Source organism: Streptomyces sp. NBC_01288 (genome assembly GCF_035982055.1).
Lineage (GTDB): Bacteria > Actinomycetota > Actinomycetes > Streptomycetales > Streptomycetaceae > Streptomyces.
On the sequence record NZ_CP108427.1, the window covers coordinates 8853777 to 8879996 of the forward strand.

General features: G+C 70.7%; 30 protein-coding genes and 1 pseudogene. 16 read left to right on the top strand and 15 right to left on the bottom strand.

Translation table 11 applies throughout. The annotated features are described in order from the left end of the window. Window positions 1-31 precede the first annotated feature (31 nt). Window positions 32-508 carry a carboxymuconolactone decarboxylase family protein gene (locus OG194_RS39845; protein WP_327405577.1) on the bottom strand — a complete coding sequence of 159 codons (477 nt, stop codon included), beginning with the start codon at window positions 506-508 and terminating at the stop codon, window positions 32-34. Window positions 509-796: 288 nt separating this feature from the next. Here OG194_RS39845 and OG194_RS39850 point away from each other — a divergent pair. Continuing rightward, window positions 797-1745, top strand: a pseudogene (locus tag OG194_RS39850) (DMT family transporter). 15 nt (window positions 1746-1760) lie between these two features. On the opposite strand, the gene OG194_RS39855 reads toward OG194_RS39850, so the two are convergent. Next, window positions 1761-2396, bottom strand: a complete 636-nt coding sequence (locus OG194_RS39855) for an FMN-binding negative transcriptional regulator (RefSeq protein ID WP_327405578.1) — start codon at window positions 2394-2396, stop codon at window positions 1761-1763. Further along, entirely contained in the window at window positions 2396-3082 is a 687-nt protein-coding gene (locus tag OG194_RS39860; RefSeq protein ID WP_327405579.1) for a pyridoxamine 5'-phosphate oxidase family protein, read from the bottom strand. The genes OG194_RS39855 and OG194_RS39860 overlap by 1 nt, the downstream gene beginning before the upstream one ends. Window positions 3083-3164: 82 nt before the next feature. Here OG194_RS39860 and OG194_RS39865 point away from each other — a divergent pair, with 82 nt between their 5' ends. Continuing rightward, a complete protein-coding gene (locus tag OG194_RS39865; protein ID WP_327405580.1) occupies window positions 3165-4496 on the top strand; it encodes an aminotransferase class I/II-fold pyridoxal phosphate-dependent enzyme in 1332 nt (443 codons plus the stop codon). Between the two features lie 499 nt (window positions 4497-4995). On the opposite strand, the gene OG194_RS39870 is transcribed toward OG194_RS39865, so the two are convergent. Further along, window positions 4996-5925, bottom strand: a complete 930-nt coding sequence (locus OG194_RS39870; RefSeq protein ID WP_442811823.1) for a DMT family transporter — start codon at window positions 5923-5925, stop codon at window positions 4996-4998. Window positions 5926-6044: 119 nt separating this feature from the next. Between OG194_RS39870 and OG194_RS39875 the strand changes: the two genes are divergently transcribed. Then, window positions 6045-6947, top strand: a complete 903-nt coding sequence (locus OG194_RS39875; protein WP_327405582.1) for a LysR family transcriptional regulator — start codon at window positions 6045-6047, stop codon at window positions 6945-6947. A gap of 11 nt (window positions 6948-6958) precedes the next feature. Here the strand turns inward: OG194_RS39875 and OG194_RS39880 are convergent, their stop codons facing one another. Both OG194_RS39880 and OG194_RS39885 read right to left on the bottom strand, forming a co-directional pair. Then, window positions 6959-7558, bottom strand: coding sequence for a hypothetical protein (locus OG194_RS39880; RefSeq protein WP_327405583.1), 600 nt, complete (start codon window positions 7556-7558; stop codon window positions 6959-6961). Window positions 7559-7692: 134 nt separating this feature from the next. Continuing rightward, entirely contained in the window at window positions 7693-8160 is a 468-nt protein-coding gene (locus tag OG194_RS39885) for a pyridoxamine 5'-phosphate oxidase family protein (RefSeq protein ID WP_327405584.1), read from the bottom strand. Window positions 8161-8307: 147 nt separating this feature from the next. On the opposite strand from OG194_RS39885, the gene OG194_RS39890 reads away from it, so the two are divergent. Continuing rightward, a complete protein-coding gene (locus OG194_RS39890; RefSeq protein WP_327405585.1) occupies window positions 8308-8958 on the top strand; it encodes a cysteine hydrolase in 651 nt (216 codons plus the stop codon). Between the two features lie 3 nt (window positions 8959-8961). Here the strand turns inward: OG194_RS39890 and OG194_RS39895 are convergent, their stop codons facing one another. Then, complete coding sequence (locus tag OG194_RS39895; protein WP_327405586.1) at window positions 8962-9447, bottom strand: Rieske (2Fe-2S) protein; 486 nt, start codon at window positions 9445-9447, stop codon at window positions 8962-8964. 193 nt (window positions 9448-9640) lie between these two features. Here OG194_RS39895 and OG194_RS39900 point away from each other — a divergent pair, with 193 nt between their 5' ends. The 7 genes from OG194_RS39900 (at window position 9641) to OG194_RS39930 (ending at window position 15733) form a co-directional block, all read left to right on the top strand. After that, entirely contained in the window at window positions 9641-10396 is a 756-nt protein-coding gene (locus OG194_RS39900; RefSeq protein ID WP_327405587.1) for a HipA family kinase, read from the top strand. Further along, a complete protein-coding gene (locus OG194_RS39905; RefSeq protein ID WP_327405588.1) occupies window positions 10393-10809 on the top strand; it encodes a DUF3037 domain-containing protein in 417 nt (138 codons plus the stop codon). Before OG194_RS39900 ends, OG194_RS39905 begins: the two co-directional genes overlap by 4 nt. 136 nt (window positions 10810-10945) lie before the next feature. After that, window positions 10946-11707 (top strand): 3-oxoacyl-ACP reductase FabG, encoded by a 762-nt coding sequence (fabG, locus tag OG194_RS39910; protein WP_327405589.1) that lies wholly within the window; start codon window positions 10946-10948, stop codon window positions 11705-11707. Window positions 11708-11738: 31 nt separating this feature from the next. After that, window positions 11739-12500, top strand: a complete 762-nt coding sequence (locus tag OG194_RS39915) for an SDR family oxidoreductase (protein WP_033283408.1) — start codon at window positions 11739-11741, stop codon at window positions 12498-12500. Window positions 12501-12699: 199 nt separating this feature from the next. After that, window positions 12700-14277, top strand: coding sequence for an ABC transporter substrate-binding protein (locus tag OG194_RS39920; protein WP_327405590.1), 1578 nt, complete (start codon window positions 12700-12702; stop codon window positions 14275-14277). A 112-nt stretch (window positions 14278-14389) separates the two neighbouring features. Beyond that, a complete protein-coding gene (gene ung / locus OG194_RS39925) occupies window positions 14390-15073 on the top strand; it encodes a uracil-DNA glycosylase (protein ID WP_327405591.1) in 684 nt (227 codons plus the stop codon). A gap of 102 nt (window positions 15074-15175) precedes the next feature. Continuing rightward, window positions 15176-15733 (top strand): hypothetical protein, encoded by a 558-nt coding sequence (locus OG194_RS39930; RefSeq protein ID WP_327405592.1) that lies wholly within the window; start codon window positions 15176-15178, stop codon window positions 15731-15733. A 90-nt stretch (window positions 15734-15823) separates the two neighbouring features. Here the strand turns inward: OG194_RS39930 and OG194_RS39935 are convergent, their stop codons facing one another. Together OG194_RS39935 and OG194_RS39940 are read right to left on the bottom strand one after the other, a co-directional pair. Next, window positions 15824-16312 (bottom strand): hypothetical protein, encoded by a 489-nt coding sequence (locus OG194_RS39935; protein ID WP_327405593.1) that lies wholly within the window; start codon window positions 16310-16312, stop codon window positions 15824-15826. A 149-nt stretch (window positions 16313-16461) separates the two neighbouring features. Further along, window positions 16462-16974 carry a DinB family protein gene (locus OG194_RS39940; RefSeq protein ID WP_327405594.1) on the bottom strand — a complete coding sequence of 171 codons (513 nt, stop codon included), beginning with the start codon at window positions 16972-16974 and terminating at the stop codon, window positions 16462-16464. A gap of 106 nt (window positions 16975-17080) precedes the next feature. On the opposite strand from OG194_RS39940, the gene OG194_RS39945 reads away from it, so the two are divergent. Next, on the top strand, window positions 17081-17992 hold the full coding sequence (locus OG194_RS39945) for a Gfo/Idh/MocA family protein (RefSeq protein ID WP_327405595.1): 912 nt from the start codon (window positions 17081-17083) through the stop codon (window positions 17990-17992). Here OG194_RS39945 and lnt read toward each other — a convergent pair. Beyond that, on the bottom strand, window positions 17910-19484 hold the full coding sequence (gene lnt, locus OG194_RS39950) for an apolipoprotein N-acyltransferase (RefSeq protein ID WP_327405596.1): 1575 nt from the start codon (window positions 19482-19484) through the stop codon (window positions 17910-17912). The two genes, OG194_RS39945 and lnt, sit on opposite strands and share 83 nt — an antisense overlap. 135 nt (window positions 19485-19619) lie before the next feature. Beyond that, on the bottom strand, window positions 19620-20117 hold the full coding sequence (locus tag OG194_RS39955) for a nuclear transport factor 2 family protein (protein WP_327405597.1): 498 nt from the start codon (window positions 20115-20117) through the stop codon (window positions 19620-19622). A 157-nt stretch (window positions 20118-20274) separates the two neighbouring features. Here OG194_RS39955 and OG194_RS39960 point away from each other — a divergent pair, with 157 nt between their 5' ends. Further along, window positions 20275-21015, top strand: a complete 741-nt coding sequence (locus OG194_RS39960; RefSeq protein WP_327405598.1) for an SDR family NAD(P)-dependent oxidoreductase — start codon at window positions 20275-20277, stop codon at window positions 21013-21015. 3 nt (window positions 21016-21018) lie between these two features. Here the strand turns inward: OG194_RS39960 and OG194_RS39965 are convergent, their stop codons facing one another. From OG194_RS39965 to OG194_RS39975, 3 genes are all read right to left on the bottom strand, one after another. After that, entirely contained in the window at window positions 21019-21198 is a 180-nt protein-coding gene (locus tag OG194_RS39965; RefSeq protein WP_043258438.1) for a hypothetical protein, read from the bottom strand. Window positions 21199-21307: 109 nt separating this feature from the next. Beyond that, the gene (locus tag OG194_RS39970; protein WP_327405600.1) at window positions 21308-21826 is read right to left on the bottom strand and encodes a DUF1877 family protein; all 519 of its coding nucleotides are present in this window, start codon (window positions 21824-21826) and stop codon (window positions 21308-21310) included. Window positions 21827-21833: 7 nt separating this feature from the next. Next, entirely contained in the window at window positions 21834-22112 is a 279-nt protein-coding gene (locus OG194_RS39975) for a winged helix-turn-helix transcriptional regulator (RefSeq protein ID WP_327407358.1), read from the bottom strand. A gap of 165 nt (window positions 22113-22277) precedes the next feature. Here OG194_RS39975 and OG194_RS39980 point away from each other — a divergent pair, with 165 nt between their 5' ends. Further along, a complete protein-coding gene (locus OG194_RS39980) occupies window positions 22278-22838 on the top strand; it encodes a carboxymuconolactone decarboxylase family protein (RefSeq protein ID WP_327407359.1) in 561 nt (186 codons plus the stop codon). Window position 22839: 1 nt separating this feature from the next. Here the strand turns inward: OG194_RS39980 and OG194_RS39985 are convergent, their stop codons facing one another. Beyond that, the gene (locus tag OG194_RS39985; protein WP_327405601.1) at window positions 22840-23715 is read right to left on the bottom strand and encodes an undecaprenyl-diphosphate phosphatase; all 876 of its coding nucleotides are present in this window, start codon (window positions 23713-23715) and stop codon (window positions 22840-22842) included. Between the two features lie 320 nt (window positions 23716-24035). Between OG194_RS39985 and OG194_RS39990 the strand changes: the two genes are divergently transcribed. Together OG194_RS39990 and OG194_RS39995 are read left to right on the top strand one after the other, a co-directional pair. Beyond that, entirely contained in the window at window positions 24036-25223 is a 1188-nt protein-coding gene (locus tag OG194_RS39990) for a Gfo/Idh/MocA family protein (RefSeq protein ID WP_327405602.1), read from the top strand. Beyond that, a complete protein-coding gene (locus OG194_RS39995) occupies window positions 25220-26158 on the top strand; it encodes a PmoA family protein (RefSeq protein ID WP_327405603.1) in 939 nt (312 codons plus the stop codon). The genes OG194_RS39990 and OG194_RS39995 overlap by 4 nt, the downstream gene beginning before the upstream one ends. The last annotated feature ends 62 nt before the right edge of the window (window positions 26159-26220 follow it).

Below are 26220 nucleotides of genomic sequence, written 5' to 3' on the forward strand. Positions count from 1 at the left end.
TGTTGGTGCCCGTCTCGCTCAGCAGCCTCGTTCAGCCGAACATGCCGGGCTCGTAGTCGCCCGCGCACGGCTGCCGGGTGATGATGTTCAGCCGGTTCACCGAGTTCATGAAGGAGACCAGGATGACCAGCGTGGTGAGCTGCTCGTCGTCGTAGTGCTTGGCGGCGTGCGCCCACACCTCGTCGCTCACCCCGCCCGCCGCGTCCGCGACCCGGGTCCCCTCCTCGGCCAGCTCCAGCGCGGCCCGCTCCGCCTCGGTGAAGACCGTGGCCTCCCGCCAGGCCGCGACCAGGTTCAGCCGCACCGAGGTCTCGCCCGCCGCCCCGGCCTCCTTGGTGTGCATGTCGATGCAGACGGCGCAGCCGTTGATCTGGCTCACGCGCAGCGCCACCAGTTCCTGCGTCAGCGCAGGCAGCGCCGACCCCTTGAGCGTCCTGCCCACCGCCATGAACTGCTTGGCGGCCTTGCCGGCGATCGGGCTGGAGAGGCAGTTCAGTCGTGCGTCCATGGTGTGCCCTCCTGGGCTGTGGTCGTCCGTGGCTACACCCCCGAGACGAGACAGCCCGGCCCCCTGTGACATCGGCGAATATGACCTGCGTCTCTCACCCGCCGGCCCTTAGTCCGGCCGCCATGCACGCGAACGCACTCGTTCTTCCGCCGCCCGCCGTCTGAGGCGGGCCCCCGGATCCCACGCCCGGCACCGCCCGGGCCGAATGGTGCTGCCCGCAGACGAAGTCCATGAACCCCGCCCACAGGGGTTCCTCGTCGCCCTTCTGCACCTCTGCGGAGACCTCTCGTGTCGAACACCGCTCTCGGCCTGCCCGGCGGGCGAGGCCTGTTCTACCTGACCGTCGCCGGAGTTGCCTGGGGCACCGCGGGCGCGGCCGCCTCCCTGGTCTACCGGACCAGCGACCTCGGTCCCCTCGCCCTGTTCTTCTGGCGCTGCGCGGCCGGTTTCGTCCTGCTGTTCGCCGTTCACCGCATGCGACGGCCGAGGGTCCGCCCCGCCGCCGTGTCCGAACCACTCCGCCGCAAAGTTCTGCGGACGGTGACGACCGGCCTCGGGCTGGCCGTTTTCCAGACGGCCTACTTCGCGGCCGTCGAGGCCGCCGGCCTCGCGGTGGCGACCGTCGTCGCGCTCGGCGCGGGCCCCGTCCTCGTCGCGCTCGGCGCCCGGCTGACCGTGGGCGAACGGCTCGGCGTCGGCGGCACGGTCGCCGTGGGCGGGGCGCTCACCGGGCTCGCCGTCCTGTCCCTGGGGCCGGCCGCGACCGGTACGTCCCTCGGGCGTGCTGCTCGCCGTCGTCTCGGCGGCCGGTGGTTCCGCCATGACCCTGTTGACCCGGCGCTGGGGACGTGGCGGCGCAACCGACGCGTCCGCCACGGCAGTTGGGACGTTCGCGGTCACCACCCTGTGCCTGCCGCCGTTCGCCCTGGCCGAGGGGCTGGTACCGCACACCGCCCAGCCGGGCCGGGTCCTGTGGCTCCTCGCGTACATCGCGACGGTCCCGACCGCCTTCGCCTACGCGCTCTACTTCGCGGCCGCCGCCGTCGTACGGTCCGCCACGGTCTCCGTGATCATGCTCCTCGAACCGGTGAGCGCGGCCGTCCTCGCCGTCGTCCTGCTCGGCGAACCGCTGACCCCCACGACCCTGGCCGGCACCCTGCCGATGCTCGCCTCGGTCGCGGGCCTCACGATGACGGAGGCACGGGGGGCCGTAGCGGACGAACGAGCCCTGGTGTAAAGGGAGTTCCGCTCCTCAGCCCTCGCGCCGCCGCCGTAGCAAATGCTCCCGAGCCACCGCGTCCCGAGGGCCGTCCCGCTCCACGAGCCCCGCCGCGATACGGTCCTGGACCTCGGTCGACCGCTTGCCCGCGTACTTGAACTTCGCGCGTACGCCGGTCACTTCGAGCCGTACCACCCGGATGCCGGACAACAGCCGTCCGTACGGCGCCTCGCCCGCCGCGACCGTCGAGGAGCCGCCCTCGGGCTGGAAGTGGCCGACCTGGCGGTTGAGCAGGGTCGCCGTCTCGGCGGGGTCCTCCACCAGGTGTGCGGTGCACCGGAGTTGGACCGCCGCGTAGAAGCTGGTCGGCACGCCGTGCTCGGGCGGGTCGGCCGGTTCCGCCTGCCAGGGGCCGGGGACGTAGACGTAGTCGTCCACGACACTCAGGACCACCTGCGGATCTGCCGCCAGCGCGGGCAACAGCGGGTTGGGGCGGGCGAGATGGGTGATCGCCTCGCCGCGCTCCGGGTCGTAGGCGAAGTGGAGGGGCTGGACGAACGGGGGTTCGCCGGAAGGGCCGTTGACGGTGAGTTGGCCGAAGTCGTGGGTGGTGAGCCAGTGTTGCCACTCGGCGTCGTCGTGCGGCGTGTCCCAGGGGTGGACGATCATTACAACGCGGCCAGGTAGGAGGGGAGTTCGGTGCCGGGGGCGAGGTCGTCGTTCGGGAGCGGGGCTCCGTAGGCGGGGGAGAGCGGGACCACTCCGGCCCAGTGGGGGAGGTCCAGGTCCTCGGGGTCGTCGTTCGCGCCGCCGGTGCGGAGCTTGGCGGAGACCTCGTCGAGGTCGAGGCGGATCACCATGGTGGCGGCGAGTTCCTTCTTGTTGGCGGGCCGCGAGTCCGCCGACCGGCCCGGCACGACATGGTCGACCAGCGCGTCCAGTGCCGTCCGCTTCTCCTCGGGGTCCGTCACCTGGTGGGCGATGCCGTGCACCACCACGGAGCGGTAGTTGATCGAGTGGTGGAACGCGGAACGGGCCAGCACCAGGCCGTCCACGTGCGTGACGGTCAGGCACACCGGGAGCCCCGGGTCGGCCTGCCCCGTCATCCGTAGCGGGCGCGCGCCGGTCGACCCGTGCACGTACAGCCGCTCGCCGACCCGCCCGTACAGCGTCGGCAGCACGATCGGCATGCCGTCGCGCACGAAGCCGAGGTGGCAGACGTAGGCCTGGTCGAGTATCGCGTGCACCAACTCCTTGTCGTAGGACGCCCGTTCCGCGGAGCGCGTGGGGACGGTCCGGTCGGTCGGCGTGTACGCGGCGGGCGGTGACGTCGGCTGGGTGGTGGTCCCCTGCATGGTGCTCTCCGTTGGTGTGTTCGCTGTTCGGGGCTTAGGTGCCCGATTGCCATTTGTATTGCACTAGCGCATAGTGTGCTTTGTGCTAGGAGGATATCGGATCGAAGGGCGACGCGCAGCGGACATTGCGGCGGACGTCGAGCGCGCGGTGGGTTCGGGAGAGCTGGAGCCCGGGCAACTACTGCCACCCATGCGGGAGTTGGCGGTCGAGCTGGGGGTGAACCCGAACACGGTCGCGGCCGCGTACCGGACACTGCGGGAGCGCGGGGTCATCGAGACCGCCGGGCGCCGGGGCAGCCGGGTGCGGCCCAAGCCGGCCACGACCGGCCGTGAGCACATCCGGGTCGACGTGCCGGCGGGAGTGCGCGACGTGTCCCACGGCAACCCGGATCCGGCACAACTTCCCTCCCTGGTGAGGGCGTTCACCTCCGCAGCCGAACACGCCGACCGGGAGCCGGTCATGTACGGCGACGACCCGGTCGAACCCGACCTGGCCCGCATCGCCCGGGCCGAGCTGGACGCGGACGGGGTGCCGGCCGGCCCCGTGGCCGTCACCTCCGGCTCGCTGGACGCCATCGAGCGGGTCCTGGCCGCCCATCTGAAGGCGGGGGACACCGTCGCTGTAGAAGACCCGGGGTGGGGCAGCCTGCTCGACCTCGTACCGGCGCTGGGGCTGCGCGTGACCCCCGTCCGCGTGGACGACGAGGGGCCGCTCCCCGACGACGTGCGCGCCGCGCTGGAGTCCGGCGCGCGGGCCCTGATCGTCACCGACCGGGCGCAGAACCCCACTGGAGCGGTGGTGAGCGGCACGCGTGCACGTGCGTTGCGTTCCGTGCTCAGCCACCACCCGGAGACCCTGCTGATCGAGGACGACCACGGCCATGGCATCGTCGATCAACCCCTGCACCCCCTGGCCGGCACCACCCGCACCTGGGCCTTCGTCCGCTCGGTCGCCAAGGCCTACGGCCCGGACCTACGGCTGGCCGTGCTCACCGGCGACGCCGTGACTCTCGACCGCGTCCGAGGCCGCCAACGGCTGGGCCCGGGCTGGGTCAGCCGCATCACCCAGCGGGCCGTGGCCCGGCTGTGGGCCGACTGCGCGGTGGACACACCGGCGGTGGCGTCCACGTACGGCGCCCGCCGCGACGCGCTGATCGCCGCGCTCGCCGAGCGCGGGGTCGCGGCGCACGGCACCAGCGGCCTCAACGTGTGGATCCCGGTACCGGACGAGACCGGCGCGGTCTCCCGCCTCCTCCACGCCGGTTGGGCGGTGGCTCCGGGCGCCCGCTTCCGCCTGGGCGCACCCCCGGGTATCCGCGTCACCGTCTCGACGCTGACGCCGGACGAGGCCGGGCCGTTGGCGGCGGCGATCGCTTCGGCGAGTGGTCCGGCGCCGGTGCGCGGTTATGTCTGAGGCTGGTTCGCGGGTGTGGTGGGGGTGAGGTGTATGCGCGTTGGCCGGGTCGCGGCCCCGGGTGCCCGTCCCGGGGGAGCGTGCCGCTGGGTATGCGTGTCACCGTCCCGATGCGGGCGCGTCGGGGGTGAGGTGTAAGCGCGTTACCTGGGCCGCTGCCCCGGGCGCGCTCCCGAGGCAGCGCCCCGCTGGGTATGCGTGTGACCGTCTCGACGCTGACCGCCACCGAGACCGGGCCGCCGGCGGAGGTGAGCGGTCCGGTCTCGGTTCGCGGTTACCTCTGACGCTGGTCCACCGGCGCGTCGGGGACAAGGCACAGCCGGGGACAAGGCACAGTCGGGGACAAGGCGCATACGCGTCGGCCGGGCTCTGGCCCTTGCCGCCCCTCCGCCGCCCGCTTCCACCTGAGCGCGCAGCCAGGAGGCCGACGCCGATCCGCGGCTACGTCCGACCCTTCGCGGGCCCCTACGTCCCCTCGCCCTCGCCCGCACCGCGTCACCTACCGCTTCCCCCTCGCCCGCACCTGCGTGAGCGCCGCCCCCGCCAACACGATCACCGCCCCGACCGGCGTCGACCAGGTCAGCGACTCGTCCAGGATCGCGACGCCCGCCGCCGTGGCGATGACCGGGATGAAGTACGTGACCATCTGGGCGGTGGTGGGGCCGACTTCGGCGACGAGGCCGTACTGGAGGAGGACGGCGAGGCCTGTGCCCAAGGCGCCCAGCGCGGCGATCGCCAGCAGGGGGAGGGCCGGGAAGTGGGCCGGCATGGACGTGAACAGCGGGGTGACGACCGCCAGTTGGAGCGTGGCCAGGAGCAACTGGGCACCCGTCAGCGAGAGATGCGAGGCGCCGGTGCCCGCCAGTGTGCGGCGGACGTAGATCCAGCCGATCGGATAGCTGAGCGAGGCGAGCAGGGCCAGCGCCGTGCCCGTGGCGTCCAGGCCGCTGAAGCCCTGCCAGGCACCGAGGACCGTGAGGACACCCAGGAAGCCCAGGCCCAGGCCGGCCACGCGGACGCGGGTCGGGCGGTCCTCGGAGAGGGCGACCAGGGACAGGGCCATGCCCCACAACGGCGAGGTCGCGTTGCAGATGCCCGCGAGCGTGGACGGGATCGTCAGCTCGGCGTAGGCGAAGAGCGAGAACGGCAGGGCGTTGAGCAGGAACGCGGCGACCGCCAGATGGGCCCACGTGCGCGCGCCGTGCGGCAGCCGCACCCGCTTCACCGCCATCGCCGCCGCGAGCACCACCGTCCCGAACAGCAGCCGCCCGAACGTGACTTGGAAGGGGGCGTAACCGTGCGTGCCCACCTTGATGAGCAGAAAGCTGAAGCCCCAGATGAGGGAGAGCGCCCCGAACCGCAGCCGCCAGTCGAGGGCGCGCCGGGGGAGGGGGACGGGGAGGGGCGTGGCGGTGTCCCCGGCCTGCATCAGGGCGGCGTCGACGGTGGTCGCGGCGGTGCTGACTGTGCTCATGGATACCAAGATCCTGGCTCGGACCTCGTAGCACAAGCGAGAATTGGCGCCAGCTATCTCGTAGTATCGCTTACATGTTGAACCTGGAGCGCCTGCGCACCCTGGACGCCCTCGCCCGGCACGGCTCGGTCAGCGGCGCGGCCGAGGGGCTGCATGTCACCACCTCGGCCGTGTCGCAGCAGATGTCCAAGCTGGAGCGGGAGGTGGGTCAGCAGCTCCTCGCCAAGAACGGTCGGGGCGTACGGCTCACCGACGCCGGCCGGCTGCTCGCGGAGCACGCGGGCCGCATCCTCTCCCAGGTGGAGCTGGCCCAGGCCGACCTGGAGGCCCAACGCGGGCAGGTGGTAGGCGAGTTGAGGATCTCCGCGTTCCCCACCGCCGCCCGCGGCCTGTTCCCCACCGCGCTCGCCGACCTGCGCGCCCGCCACCCCGCCCTGCGCGTCCGCTCCACGGAACAGGAACCGGAGAGCGGCATCGCCGGCGTCGTACGCGGCGACCTCGACCTCGCCGTCGTCCTCGACTGGTACAACAAGCCGATGCCGCTCCCGGACGGCCTGGTCAAGGCGCCGATCCTGGACGACCCCGCCGACGTGGCGATGCCGGCCGGTCATCCGCTGGCCGGACGCGACGAGGTGGACCTCGGAGAGTTCACCGACGACGAGTGGATCACCTGGGCCGAGGGCGAGTTCTGCCACGAGTGGCTGATGTTCACCCTGCGCTCCCGCGGCATCGAACCGATCATCGGCCACCGAGCCGCCGAGACCCACACCCAACTCGGCCTGGTGGCCGCCGGTTTGGGCGTCTGCATCGCCCCCCTCCTCGGCCGCAACCCCATGCCCACCGGAGTCGTCACCGTCCCCCTGAAGCAACGGGTCCGCCGACACGTCTACGTCGTCTGGCGCGCCGACGCCGACCGCCGCCCGTCCATCCGCGCGGCGGTCGAGGCACTGCGGGCGGCGGCCGAGACGGTCGGCTGAGACGCCGTTTCTCATCGCTCTGGCGAAGGCCGGCCGACCTGAGGAAAACCCAACTCGTCCAGCAGCGCGCCGAAGAGGTTCTCGGCGAAGGTCTCCTGCGAGCGCAGCAGCTCTTCGAGTCGGGGCCGCTGCCGCGCTATGGCCGGGGTGCCGGCAGCCGCGGCCCAGGCGAGGGCGCGTTCTGCCTCGGCCGGTATCTCCACGTCGAGTTCGGCGCGCTTGCGCCGCACGGCCGCGTCGAACTCGGGTGTGCCCACCCACAGGCTCAGGTCGTCCAGGTCCTCGGGTTCCTCGGTGAGGAGTGCCGCGGCGTTGTCCACATTGAGCCACGCCTGCCACCGCCGGCCGTCGGTTCCCAGCCCGGTCACGAGGGCGATGTCGCTGTCGGAGACCTCCGCGACGCAGGATGGTGCGCCGGTCCAGCCCACCAGAGCGGACAGGTGGTCGCTCTCCCACAACCCGTGATCGAACCGGAAGGTCTGCCAACCGCCCGGTCGAGGCCGCCACGCGTGCACCCTGTCCTTCAGCTCCTGGCGGATGCCGTCGAACACGGGTGCTTCCAGCAGTGGACGCTCGCTGCGAGCAAAGACCAGGTGCCCCGAAAACCCCACGGGACCTCCTCCTTGGAGCCGTTGCGCGCACCCTATGGGGTGCCACCGACACAGCGGTCCGGGTGGGCTCGGCTGCCGGGTCGGCGGTGGCCGACAGGGAGGCCAGGGGCCGACAAGGAGGCCGTGCAACTGCCTTACAGCGCCCCCATCTTGCGGAAGTCCCAGGACGCCAGCGTGTCCGGCGTCAGTCGTATCCACGCGTGCCGCCTGTCGTACGGCATCGCGTCGAGCCCGAAGTTCTTCTGGGCGAACAGCTTCTCCACGGGGACGAGTTCGGGATGCGGCTCGCCCGTGCGGGGGGCCTCGCCGACGAATTCGACGGTGCCGGAGAGTTCGACGCCGCGCAGCTCGTCGTAGGCGTGGCCGCCGTCGATGACCACGGCGACGCGCGGGTCGCGGCGGAGGTCGGACCAGCGCTTGCTGCGGGTGATCGAGTACAGCCAGAGCGAGGTGCCGTCCCAGGCGAACCAGAGGGGGCTGACGTGCGGGGTGCCGTCCGCCGAGGTGGTCGCGACGCGGCAGGTGCGCTCGGTGGTGAGGAACTCGTCCAGTTCCTCGGGTGTCATCATGATCTTCCGGCCTCGACGCTGAGTGGCGGTCATGCGATCCCCTTCGACTACGGCACGAGCGGCGGGCAGCCGCTTCTGACGGTACGTCAGAAGTCGGCCGGAGGAGCGTCGGCCGTCTTCCCTCCGCACGCGATGCTCGTTACTGTCGCCCGCCCCGGCCGTCGACGACAAGGGAGAGCCATGCCGTCGCACGAACAACTCAGTGAGATCCTCGACACGGTGAGTACTGCCCTGCTGACCGTCGAATGTCAACAGGGGGTGGTCGGACCGGACAGCGCCCTGCCCGAACTCGCCCTCGCCGCACGCCAGTCGGGCGCGCTCGCGAACGTGGCCCGACTGGTCGCCGCCGCCCACGAGAGCGGGGTGCAGGTGATCCACGCCGTCGCCGAGCGCCGGCCGGACGGGCGCGGCGCGAACCGCAACGCCCGGCTGTTCCGCGCCGCCGAACGCCTGCCCGTGCAACAGCTGTCGGGCACCACGGCGGTGCGCGTGGCGCCCCCGATCGAGGTCGCCGAGGAGGACTTCGTCGTACGACGGCTGCACGGCCTGTCGCCGATCCAGGGCACCGAAGTCGACGCGCTGTTACGGAACTTGGGCTGCCGCACACTGATCGTCACCGGCGTCTCGGCCAACGTGGCGATTCCCAACGCGGTGTTCGACGCCGTCAACCGGGGCTACACCGTCGTCGTCCCCAGGGACGCCATCGCGGGGGTGCCCGCCGACTACACCCCCGCGATGATCCGCAACACCCTCGCATTGGTCGCTACGGTCGCGACCACGGACGAGGTGCTGGGCTGTCTCGAACGACCGCGCAGGGCACGTCGCGGCTGACCGTCACGCCAGCGTGATCGAGTCCCCGGAGACGGTGATCTGCTCGGCGGGCAGGCCCTGGGTGGCCGGACCCTTCTTGACGCTGCCGTCGGTGACGGAGAACTCGCTGCCGTGACACGGGCAGACGATGGCCCCGCTGCTGATGCTGCTCACCGCACAGCCCTGGTGGGTGCACTTCGACGAGAACGCCTTGTAGGTGCCCGCCGTCGGCTGGGTGACCACCACGCCCTTGCTGGCGAAAATCTTGCCGCCGCCCTCGGGGATGTCGGAGGTCTTCGCCAGCTCGGTGCCGCCCGCGTCACCCTGGGCGGTGGACGCCCCGGCCGTGCTGGTGGAGCCCGAGGTGTCCGAGGAGCTCGACGTGCCCGACGACGAGTCGTCGCTGGACGAGCACGCGGTCAGCGCGACGGCGAGTCCCGCCGCGCCGACCGCCGCCAACGCGGTGCGACGGGACGGCGTCGTGACGGGTTCGAACGATTCGCTGGTCATGCTGACGTTCCTTCCATGGAAAGCATTCGTGGATGTGCAAAGGGGTACGAGGTGCGGGCGACCGTCGTTCAGACGGTGTCGAGAGCTTGGCCTTACCGAGATCAGGAACACGTAAAACGTCCCTGTCGTTCCGCTGTCGACCGCGTATAAGCCCTGGCCAGGCACCACCAACAGGCACCAGTAACCTGGGGCGATGCTCAAGGAAGTCATCGCGACCCGCTACATCACGCCCCTGCGCGAGGGCGGCTCGCTGCCGGGGCTCGTCGAGGGCGACGACCTCGGGACCTACGTCATGAAATTCAGCGGCGCCGGACAGGGCCGCAAGACGCTCGTCGCCGAGGTCGTCGTGGGGGAACTGGCCCGTCGGCTGGGCTTCCGGGTGCCCCGCCTGGTGACCCTCGACCTCGACCCGGTGCTCGGCCTCGGCGAACCCGACCAGCAGGTCCAGGAACTGCTCAAGTCCAGCGGCGGCACCAACCTCGGCATGGACTTCCTGTCCGGCGCGCTCGGCTTCGACCCGCTCGCCTTCACGGTGAGCCCCGAGGAGGCCGGCCGGATCGTCTGGTTCGACGCGCTGGTCAACAACGTCGACCGCTCCTGGCGCAACCCCAACCTCCTGATGTGGCACGGCGATCCGTGGCTCATCGACCACGGCGCCACCATGATCTGGCACCACAACTGGCCCGGCGCCCAGACCTCCGCGGCCCGCCCCTACGACGCCGCCGACCACGTGCTGGCCCGCTTCGCACCGGACGTAGCGACCGCGGCCGTGGACCTGGCACCGAAGGTCACCGAGGAACTCCTCGCCGAGGTCACCGCCGAGATCCCCGACGCCTGGCTGACCGGCGAACCCGGCTTCGACACCCCGGACCTCCTCCGTGAGGCGTACGCGGCACCCCTCCTCGCGCGCGTGCCCCTCATCCACGACCGCATCAAGGGACTCCAGTGACCGAGCGCCACATCATCCGCCCGAGCGAGGCGAACACCCGGGACGTCTTCGAGTACGCCCTCCTCCGGGTCGTACCGCGCATCGAGCGCGGCGAGTGCGTCAACGCCGGGGTCCTCGTCTACTGCCGCGCCCAGTCCTACGTAGGCGCTCGCACCCATCTGGACGAAGCGAGGCTGCTCGCTCTCGACCCGGCGGCCGACGTGGCCGGAATCCGGGCCGCGCTGGGCGCCGTGGAAGGTGTGTGTGCGGGGGGTGCGGCGGCCGGGCAGGCGGCGGACGACGATGCCGGGCGGCGGTTCCGGTGGCTGATCGCGCCGCGGTCCACCGTGGTGCAGCCGGGGCCCGTGCACACCGGTCTCACCGTCGATCCGGCGGCCGAGGCGGAGCGCCTGCTGGACCTGCTGGTGAGGTAATGGATCACACCCGGCTCATGTGGCGTTGACACCGGGTGCCAGGGCTTCTAGCGTCACGTCTGCCGAAGGTACTAAGCGGTCGCTCACCGGCGGGCCGCACAGGGCGAGAGTTTCTCAAGGGCGAGGAGAACCAGCAATGTCCACCACTGAGCAGCGGGTCGCGATTGTCACCGGCGGGGCGCGGGGCATCGGCGCCGCCACCGCCGTACGCCTCGCGACCGAGGGCCGTGCGGTCGCCGTGATCGACCTCGACGAGGCCGCCTGCAAGGACACCGTGGAGAAGATCACCGCGGCCGGCGGCAAGGCCCTCGCGGTCGGCGCCGACGTCTCCGACGAGGCGCAGGTCGAGGCCGCGATCACGCGGATCGTCGCGGAGCTGGGCGCGCCGACGATCCTCGTCAACAACGCGGGCGTGCTCCGCGACAACCTCCTCTTCAAGATGAGCGTCGCCGACTGGGACACCGTCCTCGGCGTACACCTGCGCGGCTCGTTCCTGATGACCAAGGCCGTCCAGAAGCACATGGTCGACGCGGGCTTCGGCCGGATCGTCAACCTCTCCTCGTCCTCCGCCCTCGGCAACCGCGGCCAGGCCAACTACTCAGCCGCCAAGGCCGGTCTCCAGGGCTTCACCAAGACCCTCGCCATCGAGCTGGGCAAGTTCGGCATCACGGCCAACGCCGTCGCCCCCGGCTTCATCGCCACCGACATGACCGCCGCGACCGCCGCCCGCGTCGGCATGGGCTTCGACGACTTCAAGGCCGCCGCCGCCACCCAGATCCCGGTGCAGCGCGTCGGCGAGCCCGACGACATCGCCAACGCCGTCGCCTTCTTCACGAACGAGGCGGCCGGTTTCGTCTCCGGCCAGGTGCTGTACGTCGCCGGCGGACCGCTCAACTAGGGAACACAGGAACACGGGAACGCGGGAAACCATGACTGAACTGCCTGAACTCTCCGGCAAGGTCGCCGTCATCACCGGCGCCAGCCGCGGCATCGGCTACGGCGTCGCCGAGGCGCTGCTCGCCCGCGGCGACCGGGTCTGCATCACCGGCCGCAGCGAGGACGCCCTCAAGGAGGCCGTCGAGACCCTCGGCGCCGAGCGCGTCATCGGCGTCGCCGGCAAGGCCCACGACGAGGCCCACCAGACCGTCGTCGTCGAGCGCACGATGGAGGCCTTCGGCCGCGTCGACTTCCTGGTCAACAACGCCGGTACGAACCCGGTGTTCGGCCCGATCGCCGACCTCGACCTGAACGTCGCCCGCAAGGTCTTCGAGACCAACGTCATCTCGGCGCTCGGCTTCGCCCAGAAGACCTGGCACGCCTGGCAGAAGGACAACGGCGGCGCCATCGTCAACATCGCCTCCCTCGCCGGCGTCTCCGCCTCGCCGTTCATCGGCGCGTACGGCGTCAGCAAGGCCGCGATGATCAACCTGACGCTCCAGCTGGCGCACGAGTTCGCGCCCGGCGTACGGGTCAACTCGATCGCCCCGGCGGTCGTGAAGACCAAGTTCGCCGCCGCCCTGTACGAGGGCCGCGAGGCGGAGGCCGCCGCCTCCTACCCGCTGGCCCGGCTCGGCGTGCCGTCCGACATCGGCGGCACCGCCGCGTTCCTCACCTCGGACCAGTCCGACTGGATCACCGGCCAGACCCTCGTCGTCGACGGCGGCATCCTCCTGAACGCCGGAGTCGGCTGACCGATCCGCCCGGGCGCCGATCTCTTTGCTGTTCCCTTGACGGAATCGGCGCCCGTGTCAGGACATAAAACGCGCACAGCCGAATGACAACGTCGTCATAAAAACGCTGCTCAACAGCCTCGTCCGAACCAGCTTTTCCGGTCGGGGAACTGCGGTACGGTCTGCCGACCCTTGGTACGGCGGATCGAGGAGCGTGCGTGTGTTCAACCGGAACCGAGGCCTGCGGGCAGGCACGGCGATCGCGTCGATATCCCTGGTGGCCGGATGCGGTGTGTTCTCGGACGGGAATCCCGACGACCGGGGAGCCATCGTCGTCGGCACCACCAGCGCCCCCAGCACACTCGATCCGGCCGCCTCCTGGGACGGCTCCTGGGAACTGTTCCGCAACATCTACCAGACGCTGCTCGCCTACCCGTCCGGGGCGACCACGCCCGAGCCGGACGCGGCCAAGAGCTGTGAGTTCACGGGCAGTTCGAACACGACGTACCGCTGCGAGCTCCGCGCGGGCATGAAGTTCGCCGACGGCGACACCCTCGACGCCCGGGCCGTCAAACACTCGATCGACCGGATCCGGCAGATCGACGTCTCGGGCGGACCCGCCGGTCTGCTCGGCAGCCTCGACCGCGTGCAGGTCCTCGGCGACCGCGAGGTGGTGTTCCACCTCAACAAGCCCGACGCCACCTTCCCGTTCGTGCTCGCCACCCCGGCCATGTCGATCGTCGACCCCGACGACTACCCCGCGCACTCGCTGCGCAAGGACGGCAAGGTCTTCGGCTCCGGGCCGTACACCCTGAAGTCGTACGACGACGGGAACCAGGCCCGACTCGTCCGCAACGACCGCTACAAGGGCTTCGCCCAGCGGGAGAACAGCGCGGTGACGATCCGCTACTTCCAGGACTCCGGCGCCATGGTGAAGGCGCTGCGGGACAAACAGATCGACGTCACCTACCGCGGTCTCGCCGCCGCCGACATCATCTCCCTCCAGGGCCGCGCCTCGAAGAGCCTGCAACTGGTCGACGGCGCCGGCACCGACATCAACTACCTGGTGTTCAACCCCAAGGACAAATGGGCCGGGAACCTCGCCGTCCGCAAGGCCGTCGCCCAACTCGTCGACCGCGGGGCGATCACCCACAAGATCTACCGCGACACCGTGGACCCGCTCTACTCGATGGTCCCGAAGGGCCTCACCGGCCACACCACCGCCTTCTTCGACGACTTCGGAGACCCCAGCGTCCCCAAGGCCCGCAAGCTCCTCACCGACGCGGGCATCAAGCAGCGCGTCCCGCTCACCCTCTGGTACACGACCGACCGCTACGGCTCCGAGACCGCCCTCGAATTCGGCGAACTGAAGCGGCAGTTGGACGACTCCGGGCTGTTCTCGATCACGCTGAAGAGCCGCCCCTGGAAGACGTACGTGACGGGCTACCAGAAGGGCGAGTACCCGGTCTTCGGGCGCGGCTGGTCCCCGGACTTCCCCGACGCGGACAACTTCATCGCGCCGTTCGTGGGGAAGCAGAACGCGCTCGGTACGCCCTATCCGTCGACCAGGATCACCGACGTACTGCTGCCCGAGTCCCGCCGGGAGAGCGACCGGGCCGATGTGGTCAAGGAGTTCGAGGACGCCCAGCAGGTCCTGGTGGACGACGCGCGGCTGCTGCCGCTGTGGCAGGGCCGGCAGTACGTGGCCGCGAGCGAGGACGTCTCCGGCGGGGAACAGGCCCTCGACCCGTCGACGATCATGATGATGTGGGAGCTGTACCGCAAGACCAGCTGGTGACACGGCTTTTGGCCCCCGTTGTCAGTGGCCGCCTGTAGGTTCTGGGCATGGCAGCGACCGCACCGCGCGGTCGCTCCGCATCGCAGTCGCCGCACACCGTAAGGAAGTTGACGTGACCGACATCTCCATGCTCCCCGAGTCCTGGCGCGGGGTCCTGGGCGACGAGCTTCAGCAGCCCTACTTCAAGGAGCTGACCGAGTTCGTCGAGGAGGAGCGCGCGAAGGGACCGGTCTTCCCGCCGCGCGAGGAGGTCTTCGCCGCCCTGGAGGCGACGCCGTACGACCAGGTGAAGGTGCTGGTCCTCGGTCAGGACCCGTACCACGGCGAGGGCCAGGGCCACGGCCTGTGCTTCTCGGTCCGCCCCGGGGTGAAGACCCCGCCCTCCCTGCGGAACATCTACAAGGAGATGAAGGAGGAGCTGGACCTGCCGATCCCGGACAACGGCTATCTGTTGCCGTGGGCCCAGCAGGGCGTCCTGCTCCTCAACGCGGTGCTCACGGTCCGCTCCGGCGAGGCCAACTCGCACAAGGGCAAGGGCTGGGAGAAGTTCACGGACGCGGTGATCCGCGCGGTCGCCGACCGCCCCGACCCGGCCGTCTTCGTCCTTTGGGGCAACTACGCGCAGAAGAAGCTCCCGTTGATCGACGAGGAGCGCCACGCGGTGGTCAAGGGCGCGCACCCCTCCCCGCTGTCGGCCAAGAAGTTCTTCGGCTCCCACCCGTTCACCCAGATCGACGAGGCCGTCGCCCAGCAGGGCCACACCGCGATCGACTGGCGCATCCCGAACCTGGGCTGACCCCACCCGGGCCGGTCCGGGGCCGCCTGACGGGGATTGTCAGTGCCGCCGGTTAGCGTCGACAGGGACAGCCAAGGTGGCTGACGAGGTGCGGAGGACGCGGTGGCGGAGCGACAGGAACAGGCGGCGCCGGACGCTGTGCTGACGCGGATCGGACAGGTCGTCATGCTGCACCACGGCGGCGACCGCGAGGAGGCCCGGGAGCGACTGCTGGGCCTGTGGGCGGAGCTGGGCGAGGACGGCGACCCGCTCCACCGCTGCACACTGGCCCACTACCTCGCCGACACCCAGGACGACCCGACCGACGAACTGGCCTGGGATCTACGGGCGTTGTCGGCGGCGGACGAGCTGGGGGACGGTCGGGACGCGGGAGCCCCTGGAGACCTCGGGGACGTTGCGGACACCCGTCAGGAGGGGGCGATCGCGATCCGCGCCTTCTACCCCTCCCTGCATCTCAACCTCGCCGCCGACTACGTGAAGCTCGACCGCCCGGACGCCGCCCGCACCCACATCCGCCGCGCCCGCGACGCCTGCACCGTCCTCGCCGACGACGGCTACGGCAACGGCGTGCGGGCCGCGATCGGACGGCTGGAACTGCGGCTGGGCGACGAGGGCAGGGGCGGGGGCGAGAGCTGGGGGCCGCCGAGACAGCGGCCGTAGGATCCGGTCGGGACAGGGGCCCCGGGGGCCGGGCGGTGGCAGTGGCCCCGGAGTCCTCCCCGCCTCAACGGCCGTACGGTCTTCCCCGCCTCAACGGCCGTACGTCTGGCCGCAGATGATCGACTGTGGGCTGTCCGACTGCCAGCCGCCGTACTTCTTGCCCAGGGCACAGACGTCCTGCGTGTTCTTGGGCACCGACTTCACCACGTCGGGGATGTCCGCGCCCGGCTGCCGGGGGCGGTGCGGCTTCGAGTGCGGATGAGGGTGCGCCTGCGGGTGGGAGTGCTGGTGCGAGCGGGGGACCGGTGCCTGGGCCGCTTGCGGAGGCTGGACCGGTGTGTGGTGCGGCGGATGTGTCGCGGGTTTCGGGCGGTGGGACGGGTTGATCAGTTCCAGCGCCTCCCGCGCCGGGGCCTGTACGACCTGCGGCTCCGCGCTGCCGTCCGGGCGCGGCACCGACGCTTGGGTCGGTGCGGCCGGGGGAGCGGGGGTCGCCGGCCGCTGGACCGTCACACAGCCGGAGAGGGCCGAGACAGCCACGGTGACCAGGAGCGTTGCGGTGGTCGTCGTTCGATGCACCCGCGCAACTCTGCTGGTTCCGGACCCGATTGGGACAGCGGACGGCTGGATGATGCGCCACACGGGTGATCTCCGCCCCCTTACGGACGGCGCGCGCCCGCTCCGGGTGACGGGTGACGTGACGTGACGTCAGCCGCTGGTCACCGGTGTCAGTCGCCGGTGTTCCCGTCGATCCGCTCGCGGAGCAGGTCGGCGTGGCCGTTGTGCCGGGCGTACTCCTCGATCATGTGGGTGTGGATCCAGCGCAGGTTGAAGCGCTCGCCGGTGCGCCGGTGCTTGCCCACGGAGACGTCGTCCAGGGCGAACCGGGCCGCGTGCTCGTTCGCCGCCGCGATCTCGGCCTGCCAGGTGGCGTACGCCTCCGCCCAGGTGTCCGCCTCGGTGAGGTGGAAATCGCCGTCCGGGTCCTCGTCGCTGTAGTAGATCGGGGTCAGCTGCTCGTCCGACATGACCCGGCGGTACCAGCTGCGCTCCACCTCCGCCATGTGCCGCACCAGGCCCATGAGCGTCAGGCCGGACGGCTCCACCGAAGCGGTCCTCAACTGTGCGTCGGTCAGGCCCTCGCACTTCCAGGCGAGGGTCGCCCGGTGGTACGTGAGCCAGCCCTCCAGCATGGTGCGTTCGTCGGCGGTGGTCGCGGGTTCACTGCGCTCGATGGTCATCCCGGCATCCTCGCCTGCTCCGACCACCCGCACCAGCGGATATTCCCCCGCCGTATGCTTCCGAGGAGGTACACGAGGTACCGCTGGGCGAGCGTTGGGAGACTCCGTGAAGGTCGGCTGCATCGGGCTCGGAGACATCGCGCAGAAGGCCTACCTGCCGGTTCTCGGCGGGCTTCCCGGGGTCGAGCTGCATCTCCAGACCCGCACCCCCGCCACCCTCGCCCGGGTCGCCGACGGCCTGCGCCTCCCGGCGGACCGGCGGCACACCGACCTCGACGCGCTTCTCGCACAGGGCCTCGACGCCGCGTTCGTGCACGCGCCCACTGCCGTCCACCCCGAGATCGTCACCCGGCTCCTTGAGGCGGGCGTGGCGACGTACGTCGACAAGCCGCTCGCCTACGAACTCGCCGACTCCGAGCGGCTGGTGCGGCTCGCGGAGGAGCGGAACGTGTCGCTCGCGGTCGGCTTCAACCGCCGTCACGCCCCCGGGTACGCGCAGTGCGTCGACCACCCGCGCGAGCTGATCCTCATGCAGAAGAACCGGATCGGGCTCCCGGAGGAGCCGCGCGCGATGATCCTGGACGACTTCATCCACATCGTGGACACCTTGCGGTTCCTGGTGCCGGGGGAGATCGAGGACGTGACCGTGCGCGCCCGCGTCCAGGACGGACTGCTGCACCACCTCGTGCTCCAGCTCTCCGGCGACGGCTTCACCGCGCTCGGGGTGATGAACCGGCTCAGCGGTTCGGTCGAGGAGATCCTGGAGGTCTCCGGCCAGGACACCAAGCGTCAGGTCCTCAACCTCGCCGAGGTCGTCGACCACAAGGGCCAGCCGACGATACGGCGCCGAGGAGACTGGGTGCCGGTGGCCCGGCAGCGCGGCATCGAGCAGGCCGTCCTCACGTTCCTCGACGCCGTACGCGCCGGCAAGGTGCTCAGCGCCCGGGACGCGCTGGCGACTCATGAACTGTGCGAGCGGGTGGTACGAGAGGTCGCGGACCGGTCCGCCGCAGCCTGAGCGCCTGTACCCCCTCGCCGGCACACATGGCCGCGAGGATCAGCAGCGCCATCCCCACCGGCCAGGCCCCGTAGCGGACGTACGGCGTGATGCCGTGGGCGAGCGGGACGTCGTAGACCTGGGTCGTGCTCTTGTTCGTGCCCAGCCAGGAACCGATGCGCCGGCCGCTCGGGCCGTAGACGGCGGAGACGCCGGTCAGGGTGGCGTGGACGATCGGGCGGCCGGTCTCGGCGGCGCGGAGGGCGGCGAGGGTGGCGTGCTGTTCGGGGGCCCAGCTGTTCTGGAACGACGAGGTCGACGACTGCGCGAGCAGGACGTCGGCGCCGTCCTGCGCGAGGTGGCGGCTCATGTCGGGGAACGCGGTCTCGAAGCAGATCAGCGGGCCGATGCGCAGCCCGTGTCCCACGTTCATCACGACTTGCTCGGTGCCGTGCCTGCGGTCCACGCCGGCCGCCTTGCCGACGGAGGTGGCCCAGCCGAGCAGCGAGCGGAAGGGGATGTACTCGCCGAAGGGGACGAGCCGCATCTTGTCGTAGCGGTCGCCGGTGAGACCCTTCGGGCCGACCAGGATCGAGCTCTTGTAGATGCCGGGCTTGTCGGAGCGCTGGGCGTCCACGTTGACCAGGATGTCGGCGCCGGTCTCCTTGGAGAGGGCGCCGATACGGCGCGCGAGATCGGGCCGTTTGGTCAGATCGAAGCTGACGCTGCTCTCGCCCCAGGCGATCAGGTCGACGTCCTGACCGGCGAGTTGGCGGGTCAGCTGCTCCTCGCGGTCGAAGCGCCGGGTGCCGCTCTCGTCGCCGTCGATGATCCCGGGCTGTACGACGGCGATCCGCACGCGGCCGTCGACGTCGGGGCGCGGTGACCACACCCAGGCGGCCGAGGTCGCGGCGGCGGTGGCCAGGAGTCCGGCGACGGCGGGCACCCGGGACTCGCGCACGGCGACGAGGACGGCGACCGCGACGTTGACGGCCACGACCAGGAAGCTCAGCAGCCAGACCCCGCCTACGGACGCGAGCCGCAAGGCCGGTTCCACCTGCCACTGGGTGGAGCCGAGCAGCCCCCAGGGGCCGCCCAACCCCTGCCAGGACCGCACGAGTTCGACCATCAGCCAGCCCGAGGGCAGCACCAGCAGCGCGGCACCGCCCCGCCGGGGCGACGGCACGCCCCCGAGAAAGCGGCGCACCAGCCAGCCCCACGGCGCCCACAGCACGCCCAGCAGCCCCGCGATGACCACGATGAACACACTCAGGCTCGGCACCAGCCAGCTGTGCACGGCCAGCATGAACCCGAGCCCCCCGAACCAGCCGTCGTAGACCGCCCGCCGCCCGGTCGGCGCGGAGCGCGTCAGCAGGATCCAGGGGACGAGCGCGACGTAGGCGAACCACCACAGGGACGGCGCAGGAAACGCGAACACGGGCAGGGCGCCCGCGAGCGCGGCGAGCAGGGAACGCCGCCACGGAGAGGCGAGCCAGTCGCCGAAGGTCTTCATACGGCACCTCCCTACCCGCTGGTCGCTCCAGTGTGCGTGCCGGGGAGGATCTCGCACAGAGGACGTCGACCGGGTCGTCCGAGTCCGGTCATCTCAGTCCGGTCATCTCAGTCCGGTCATCTCAGTTTGGCCGTCTCAGTGGATCACGGCCTGCGGGCGCCGCTCGGGAAGGCGCCGCCACTTCTCCTCCACGACGACCTCGGTCAGCCGCCAGCCGTCGTCCGTTCGCAGCAGCCCGAACGCGTACCGCCCGCCGCACACGAAGTCGGGAGCGGTGGAGGATTCACTGTCGCCGTTCTCGTCTTTGGCGAAGCGCATCGGATTGACGTAGTCGGCCTGGACGCGTGCGGTGTCGTCGGTGTGCTGGTCCAGGGCGCCGAAGCTGATCCGCCGGTTCACGATCAGATGCTGCCGCATCGAGAACAGTCCCAGGCTCTCCGTGAGCCACCCGGCGATCTCTTCCGCGTTCCCCTCGATCCCTCCGGCGGACCGGTAGTCGGCACGCCCGTCCGGGGCGAACAGTTTCCGGTACGCCTCCCAGTCGCCGTCGTCCACCGCCACCGCGTATTCGGTGATCACTTCGTCCACGGCCAGCCGGTCCATCACAATCGCCAGTTCCACACGCTGCGTCATCGGCTCAGTGTTGGCTACGGAGCGTGTCGCGCCAAGGGGGACGCGGATACAAGGTGGGGAACATTCGGTGGTGTTCGACGGTTCTTCGCCGTCCTTCGCCGATCTTCATCCCGATCTCCGTCCCGATCTTCATCGGTTTCCGTCGCGAGGAGTGCTCATGAAACGTCTTGTCACGGTCGTCACCGGGGGCAGCCGGGGGATCGGCGCCGCGACCTGCCGACGGCTCGCGGAGGACGGGCACGACGTGGTCGTGGGCTATCTCGGGGACGCGCAGGCCGCCGAGGACGTCGCGGAGGGGGTACGGCGGGCAGGGGCCCGTTCGCTGTGCGTGCGCGGGGACGTGTCCGTCGAGGCGGATGTGGAGCGGCTCTTCACGGTGGCCGCGAACCAACTCGGCCCGGTCACCGGCCTGGTGAACAACGCCGGGGTGACCGGTCCGTTCGGCCGCCTCGCCGACACCGACCCCGCCGACCTGCGCCGCGTCGTCGAGGTCAACCTGCTGGGCACACTGCTGTGTTCACGCCGCGCCGCACAGGTGATGACGGCACGGGGAAACGGCGTGATCGTGAACGTCTCGTCGGCCGCCGCGACCCTCGGCAGCCCCGGCGACTACGTCCACTACGCCGCGACGAAGGCCGCCGTCGACACCCTCACCCTGGGCCTGGCCAAGGAACTCGGCCCCGCCGGTATCCGCGTCAACGCGGTGGCGCCCGGCGTCATCGACACGGAGATCCACGGGAGATCCGGCGACCCGGACCGCGCCGAGCGGTTGGCGGCGTCGATTCCGCTGCGGCGGGTCGGCCAGCCCGAGGAAGTCGCCGCGGCGATCGCCTGGTTGATGTCACCGGAGGCGTCCTACGCGACGGGGACGGTGGTGCGGGTGTCGGGCGGGCGGTGAGCTTCAGGCCGCCGCGATGACCTCGTCACGTATAGCCTTGGCCCACTCGACCACCAACAGCTCGTATTCCTCCCGCTCTTGGGTGGAGAGCGAGCCGCCCGCACGCAGCCAGAGTGCCCGGATCTGCTCGTTCACCTCGGAAGCAGACCGCACGGAACCAGGGGCCACGGAATCGGGGGACATGTGAACAGCCTAGGGGCAAGGACTGACACTGCGCTACCGGACGGCTACTCAGACCGTATGGGGTTGGTCACGGGCGGGTTGAGCGGAGCGCCCGGCGCGGCCCGGACGCTCAGTCGACCCACGTGACGACGCACTGGGTGTGACGTGCGGCGGTCCGGTAGAACTCCCGCAGGGCGACGAAGTGTTCGGTCAGATGTTCCCGTACTTCGATGTCGGACCGGGGGCCGAACCCGCAGACGGCAGCCGCGACTTCGGCGGACGCCGGCATGTCCACGAGCAGGTCGCCGAGTTGGAGACGGTCCAGTGCGGCGGAGGCGTCGGCGACCGCGGCCGGGGCGAGCAGTCGGGGCGGATCGCCGAAGCCGTCGTACACCTCGTCGTGGTCCAGGAATCCCGCGTCCTCGTCGGGATCGCCCGATACGGCCCGGTCGAGCAGGGCGATCACCTCGGGGTCGGCACCCGTAGAGCGGCAGTAGCGGATGAGGCCCCACAGTGCCCAGCCCGTGTCGAGCAGGTCGCCGTCCGGTGGGTCCCAGCCCGGGGACGCGCCGGGCGAGGTGAGGGCCGAAGTGCGGCAGCGGTCGAGGTAGTCGGGCGTCACTCGGGCGAACTGCTGCGTCAGCGCCATGAGTTGGTCACCCCCGCCGCTCGGCCCACACCCGCGACCACTCCAGCAACGGCCCCATCGCCGTCACGAGGTCCGCGCCGAGCGCGGTCAACTGCCAGGCCCCGTCCGGCGTCTGCCCCGCGATGTCCGCCTCGCGCAGCTCCGCCAGCCGGGTGGACAGGACGCTGGAGGACATGTCGTCGCAGCGGTGTTGCAGGTCGCGGAAGCCGATCGAGGTGTCGTGCCGGTGGAGTTCCCAGATCACACGGAGTGTCCAGCGTCGGCCGAGGAGGTCGAGTGCGGCCATGACGGGACGGCCGGTGGTCGATCCGCGCACGGGGCGACCGGGGGTGGGGGTCGGTTCCAACTGGGCCTCCTCGCCCGGCACATGGTGATCGCCTGGGACGAACTCCTGGTTCACCCTTGCGCTTCGATTTCAGAAGCGCAAGAGTCGGTAGACGTGAACCCGGACATGAAACAGCGCATCGAAGGTGTCACTCCGCCCTACGCCCCCGAGACCGACCGCGCCCTGCACCGTTGGATGCCACCCGGCGTCACCCGCGAACCTCTGATGCTCTTCAAGATCCTCGAACGCCATCCCGAACTCGCCTCGCGCATACGGGCGTTGGGTGCCGGGCTCCTCGGCCACGGCCTCCTGGACACCGCCGACCGCGAACTCGTCATCGCCCGCGTCTGCGCCCGCTCCGGCTGCGCCTACGAGTGGGGCGTCCACATGGCGACGTACGCCGAGACCGCTCAACTCACCCAGCGACAGGTCACTTTGACCGCGACCGGCGCCTCCGACGACCCTGCCTGGTCGCCCCGGCAGTCCGCGCTGCTCCGAGCCGTCGACGAACTCCACGCCGGCGCCCGGCTGAGCGACCCGGTCTGGTCCGGCCTGCGGGAGCACCTCGACGAACTCGAAGCGATCGAGTTCCTCGTGCTCGCCGGGTGGTACCGCACCATCGCGTACGTCGCCAACGGCGTCGGGATCGAGCCCGAGCCCTGGGCCCTTGCCCTGCCCGGGAGTTGACTCAGCCCGCCGACTCCGCCGCGTGCGGGCTCAGCGCACCCGCCGTCACCAGCGCGATGATGACGATGCCGAGGGCGACGCGGTAGTAGACGAACGGCATGAAGCTCTTGTGAGAGATGAACTTCATGAACCACGCAATTACGGCATACCCGACTACGAACGCGATCAACGTCGCGAACATCGTCGGCCCCCACGCGACATGCCCTTCCTCCGCCGCGTCCTTCAACTCGAAGGCGCCGGAGGCCAGTACGGCCGGCATGGCGAGGAGGAAGGAGTAACGGGCCGCCGCTTCGCGGGTGTAGCCCATGAAGAGGCCGCCGCTGATGGTCGCGCCCGAGCGGGAGACGCCGGGGACGAGGGCCATGGCCTGGCAGAGGCCGTAGAGCAGGCCGTCCTTGGTGTTGAGGTCCACCAGGGTCTTGCGCTGCTTGGGGGCCCGGTGCCGGCCGCCGTTCTCGTCGCGGGCCGCGAGGAGGTCGGCGATGCCGATGACGACGCCCATCACGATCAGCATCGTGGCGGTGACGCGCAGGTCGCGGAACGGCCCCTCGATCTGGTCCTTGAGGGTCACGCCGAGCACGCCGATCGGGATGGAGCCGACGATCACCAGCCAGCCCATCTGGGCGTCATGGTCGCGCCGCATCTCCTTGTTGGTGAGCGAGCGGAACCACGCGGCGAGAATCCGCCCGACATCCTGGCGGAAATAGATCAGCACCGCCGCCTCCGTGCCGAGCTGGGTGATCGCGGTGAAGGCCGCGCCCGGGTCCTCCCAGCCCGAGAAGGCCGCCGTAAGCCGCAGATGCGCGCTGGAGGAGACGGGGAGGAACTCGGTCAGCCCCTGGACGAGTCCGAGGATGAGGGATTCAAACCAAGACATGGAGTTACGGCGTCCAAGTGCTGATCGTGGAGGGGCAAAGGACACACCAAAACGCCGCGCGCGGTGAACGAGTGTGTATGAGGGGCAGCGTAGCGTCCCGGCGTGACAGGCCCGACACAGGGGTTTCACGGCGGTTGTGGGACTCAGGGCACAGAGGTTTCAGGGTCGTTGCGCGACTCCCTGCACAGAGGTTTCACGAGTGGTCCGACGACTCCGGGTTCGCGGTGTTGACCAGCTGCGGGGGCGGCGCATACGTTGCAGCGGAGGAAAGCGCTTGCTGCATGCGCTCGCTGTTCCCCGGAGGAGTGCTGATCACGACCATGTCCACACCCGCCACCAACCCCGGGGCGTTCCAGCCCTTGCCGCCGCTCGCCGGCCGACGCATCAGGGCCGCCGTGGTCGGCGCCGGTGCCATCGGCCGGGGTTCCCATTTTCCCGCGCTCGCCCGGCTCGCCGCGGAGGGCGAGACCGAGGTGGTCGCGGCCGTTGACATCGATGCCAAGTCGGTCGAGTCCTTCTGCTCCGAGGCCAGGATCCCGCACGCCTACACCGATCTGGAGCAGATGCTCCGGGAGCAGCGGCCCGACCTCGTCACCATCTGCACCCCGCCCACCCTGCACCGCGCGCAGACCATCGCCGCGCTGCGGGCCGGCGCCTGGGTCTGGTGCGAGAAGCCGCCGGTGCCGACCCTGGCCGACTTCGACGCCGTAGAGGACGAAGAGGGACCGGGGAGGGGCACCCCCGACGGGCCGTACGCCTCGATCGTCTTTCAGCACCGCTTCGGGTCGGGCTCCCGGCATGTGCGCCGATTGCTCGCCGAGCAGGCGATGGGGCGGCCGCTCGTGGCGCACTGTCAGACCACCTGGTACCGCGATACCGCTTACTACGCCGTGCCCTGGCGCGGGCGCTGGGAGACCGAGGGCGGCGGACCCGCCATGGGACACGGCATCCACCAGATGGACCTGCTGCTCGATCTGCTCGGGCCGTGGAGCGAGGTGAAGGCGATGGCCGGGCGGCTGGTCCACGACGTGGAGACCGAGGACGTCTCGACCGCCCTGGTGCGTTTCGAGAACGGCGCGCTGGCGACCGTCGTGAACAGCGTCCTGAGCCCCGACGAGGTCAGCCGTATCCGCATCGACTGCGAGCGCGCCACCGTCGAACTCACCCACCTGTACGGGCACAGCAACGACAACTGGCGCATCACCCCCGCCCCGGACGTGTCGGGCGGTGAGGCCGCGGGCTGGCAGGACTTCGGGCCGGACGTGCCGAGTTCGCACCTGGAGCAGCTGCGTGAACTCGTCGTGAGCATGCGGGCCGGCGAACGGCCGCGCAGCAGCGGCACGGACGGCCGCACCAGCCTCGAACTGATCACCGCGCTCTACAAGTCGGCGTTCACGGACACGACCGTACGGGCCGGCGAGATCGGCCCCGGAGACCCCTATTACACGGCGCTGCACGGCGGCGCCCCCGGCTGGGCGCCCGTGGCGCGCGAGGAGGTGTCGGCGTGACCGGCCTGCGTATCGTCCATGCCCACGGGGACCGCATCACGGTGACCGAACCGGCCACCGGCGTCGAGCTGTTCAGCTATGTGTACCGGCCCGAGGCCACCTGGGAGGCGCCGAAGCCGTACCTCCACCCGATCAGGACGCTCGCCGGTGACGTCGTCACGGACTACCGGCCCAACGACCACCGGTGGCACAAGGGCCTCCAGTTCACCGCCTCGCATCTGTCGGGCCAGAACCTGTGGGGCGGCAACACATACGTTCACGGTGAGGGGTATCTCCAACTCCCGGAGCGGGTCGGGTCGATGGCCCACGTCGCCTTCGACGAGATCGACATCCACACCGACTCGGGCGCTGAGCGTCTCGTCATCGCCGAACGGCTGACCTGGCATCCGTACAGCGGCGAACTCTGGGCCGACGAGCAGCGCCGGATCGAGGTGCACGACGTCGACACGGAGTCGGGGTCGTGGGCGCTGACCTGGACGAGCGCCGTGACCAACCGCCGTGACGAGCCCCTGCTGTTCGGCAGCCCGACCACCCACGGGCGCGAGGCGGCCGGCTACACGGGCCTCTTCTGGCGCGGCCCGCGCGCCTTCCGCGACGGCCGCATCATCGGCCCCGACGGCGAGGGCCCCGAGCTGATGGGCTCCCAGGGCCCCTGGCTCGCCGTCTCCGGAGAGCACGACGGCACCGACGGGCACGCGACCATCGTCTTCGCGCACGCCCCCGAGAACGACCACACCGGCGCCCAGGGCTCTCATCCCGATCACTGGTTCGTACGCAACGAGCCGTTCGCGGGAATCGCCCCCTCCTACGCCTTCTACGACGAGCTGGTGCTCGACCCCGGCGACACGCTCACCCGGCGCTACCGGGTCGTCGTGGCCGACGGGGCGTGGGAGCGGGAGGAGATCGCCAAGTACCTGGAGGCGCGGCCGTGGTGAACACACCTGGGGTGAACACGTCTGTGGTGAACACATCTGCGGTGAATGCGTCTGTGGTGGAT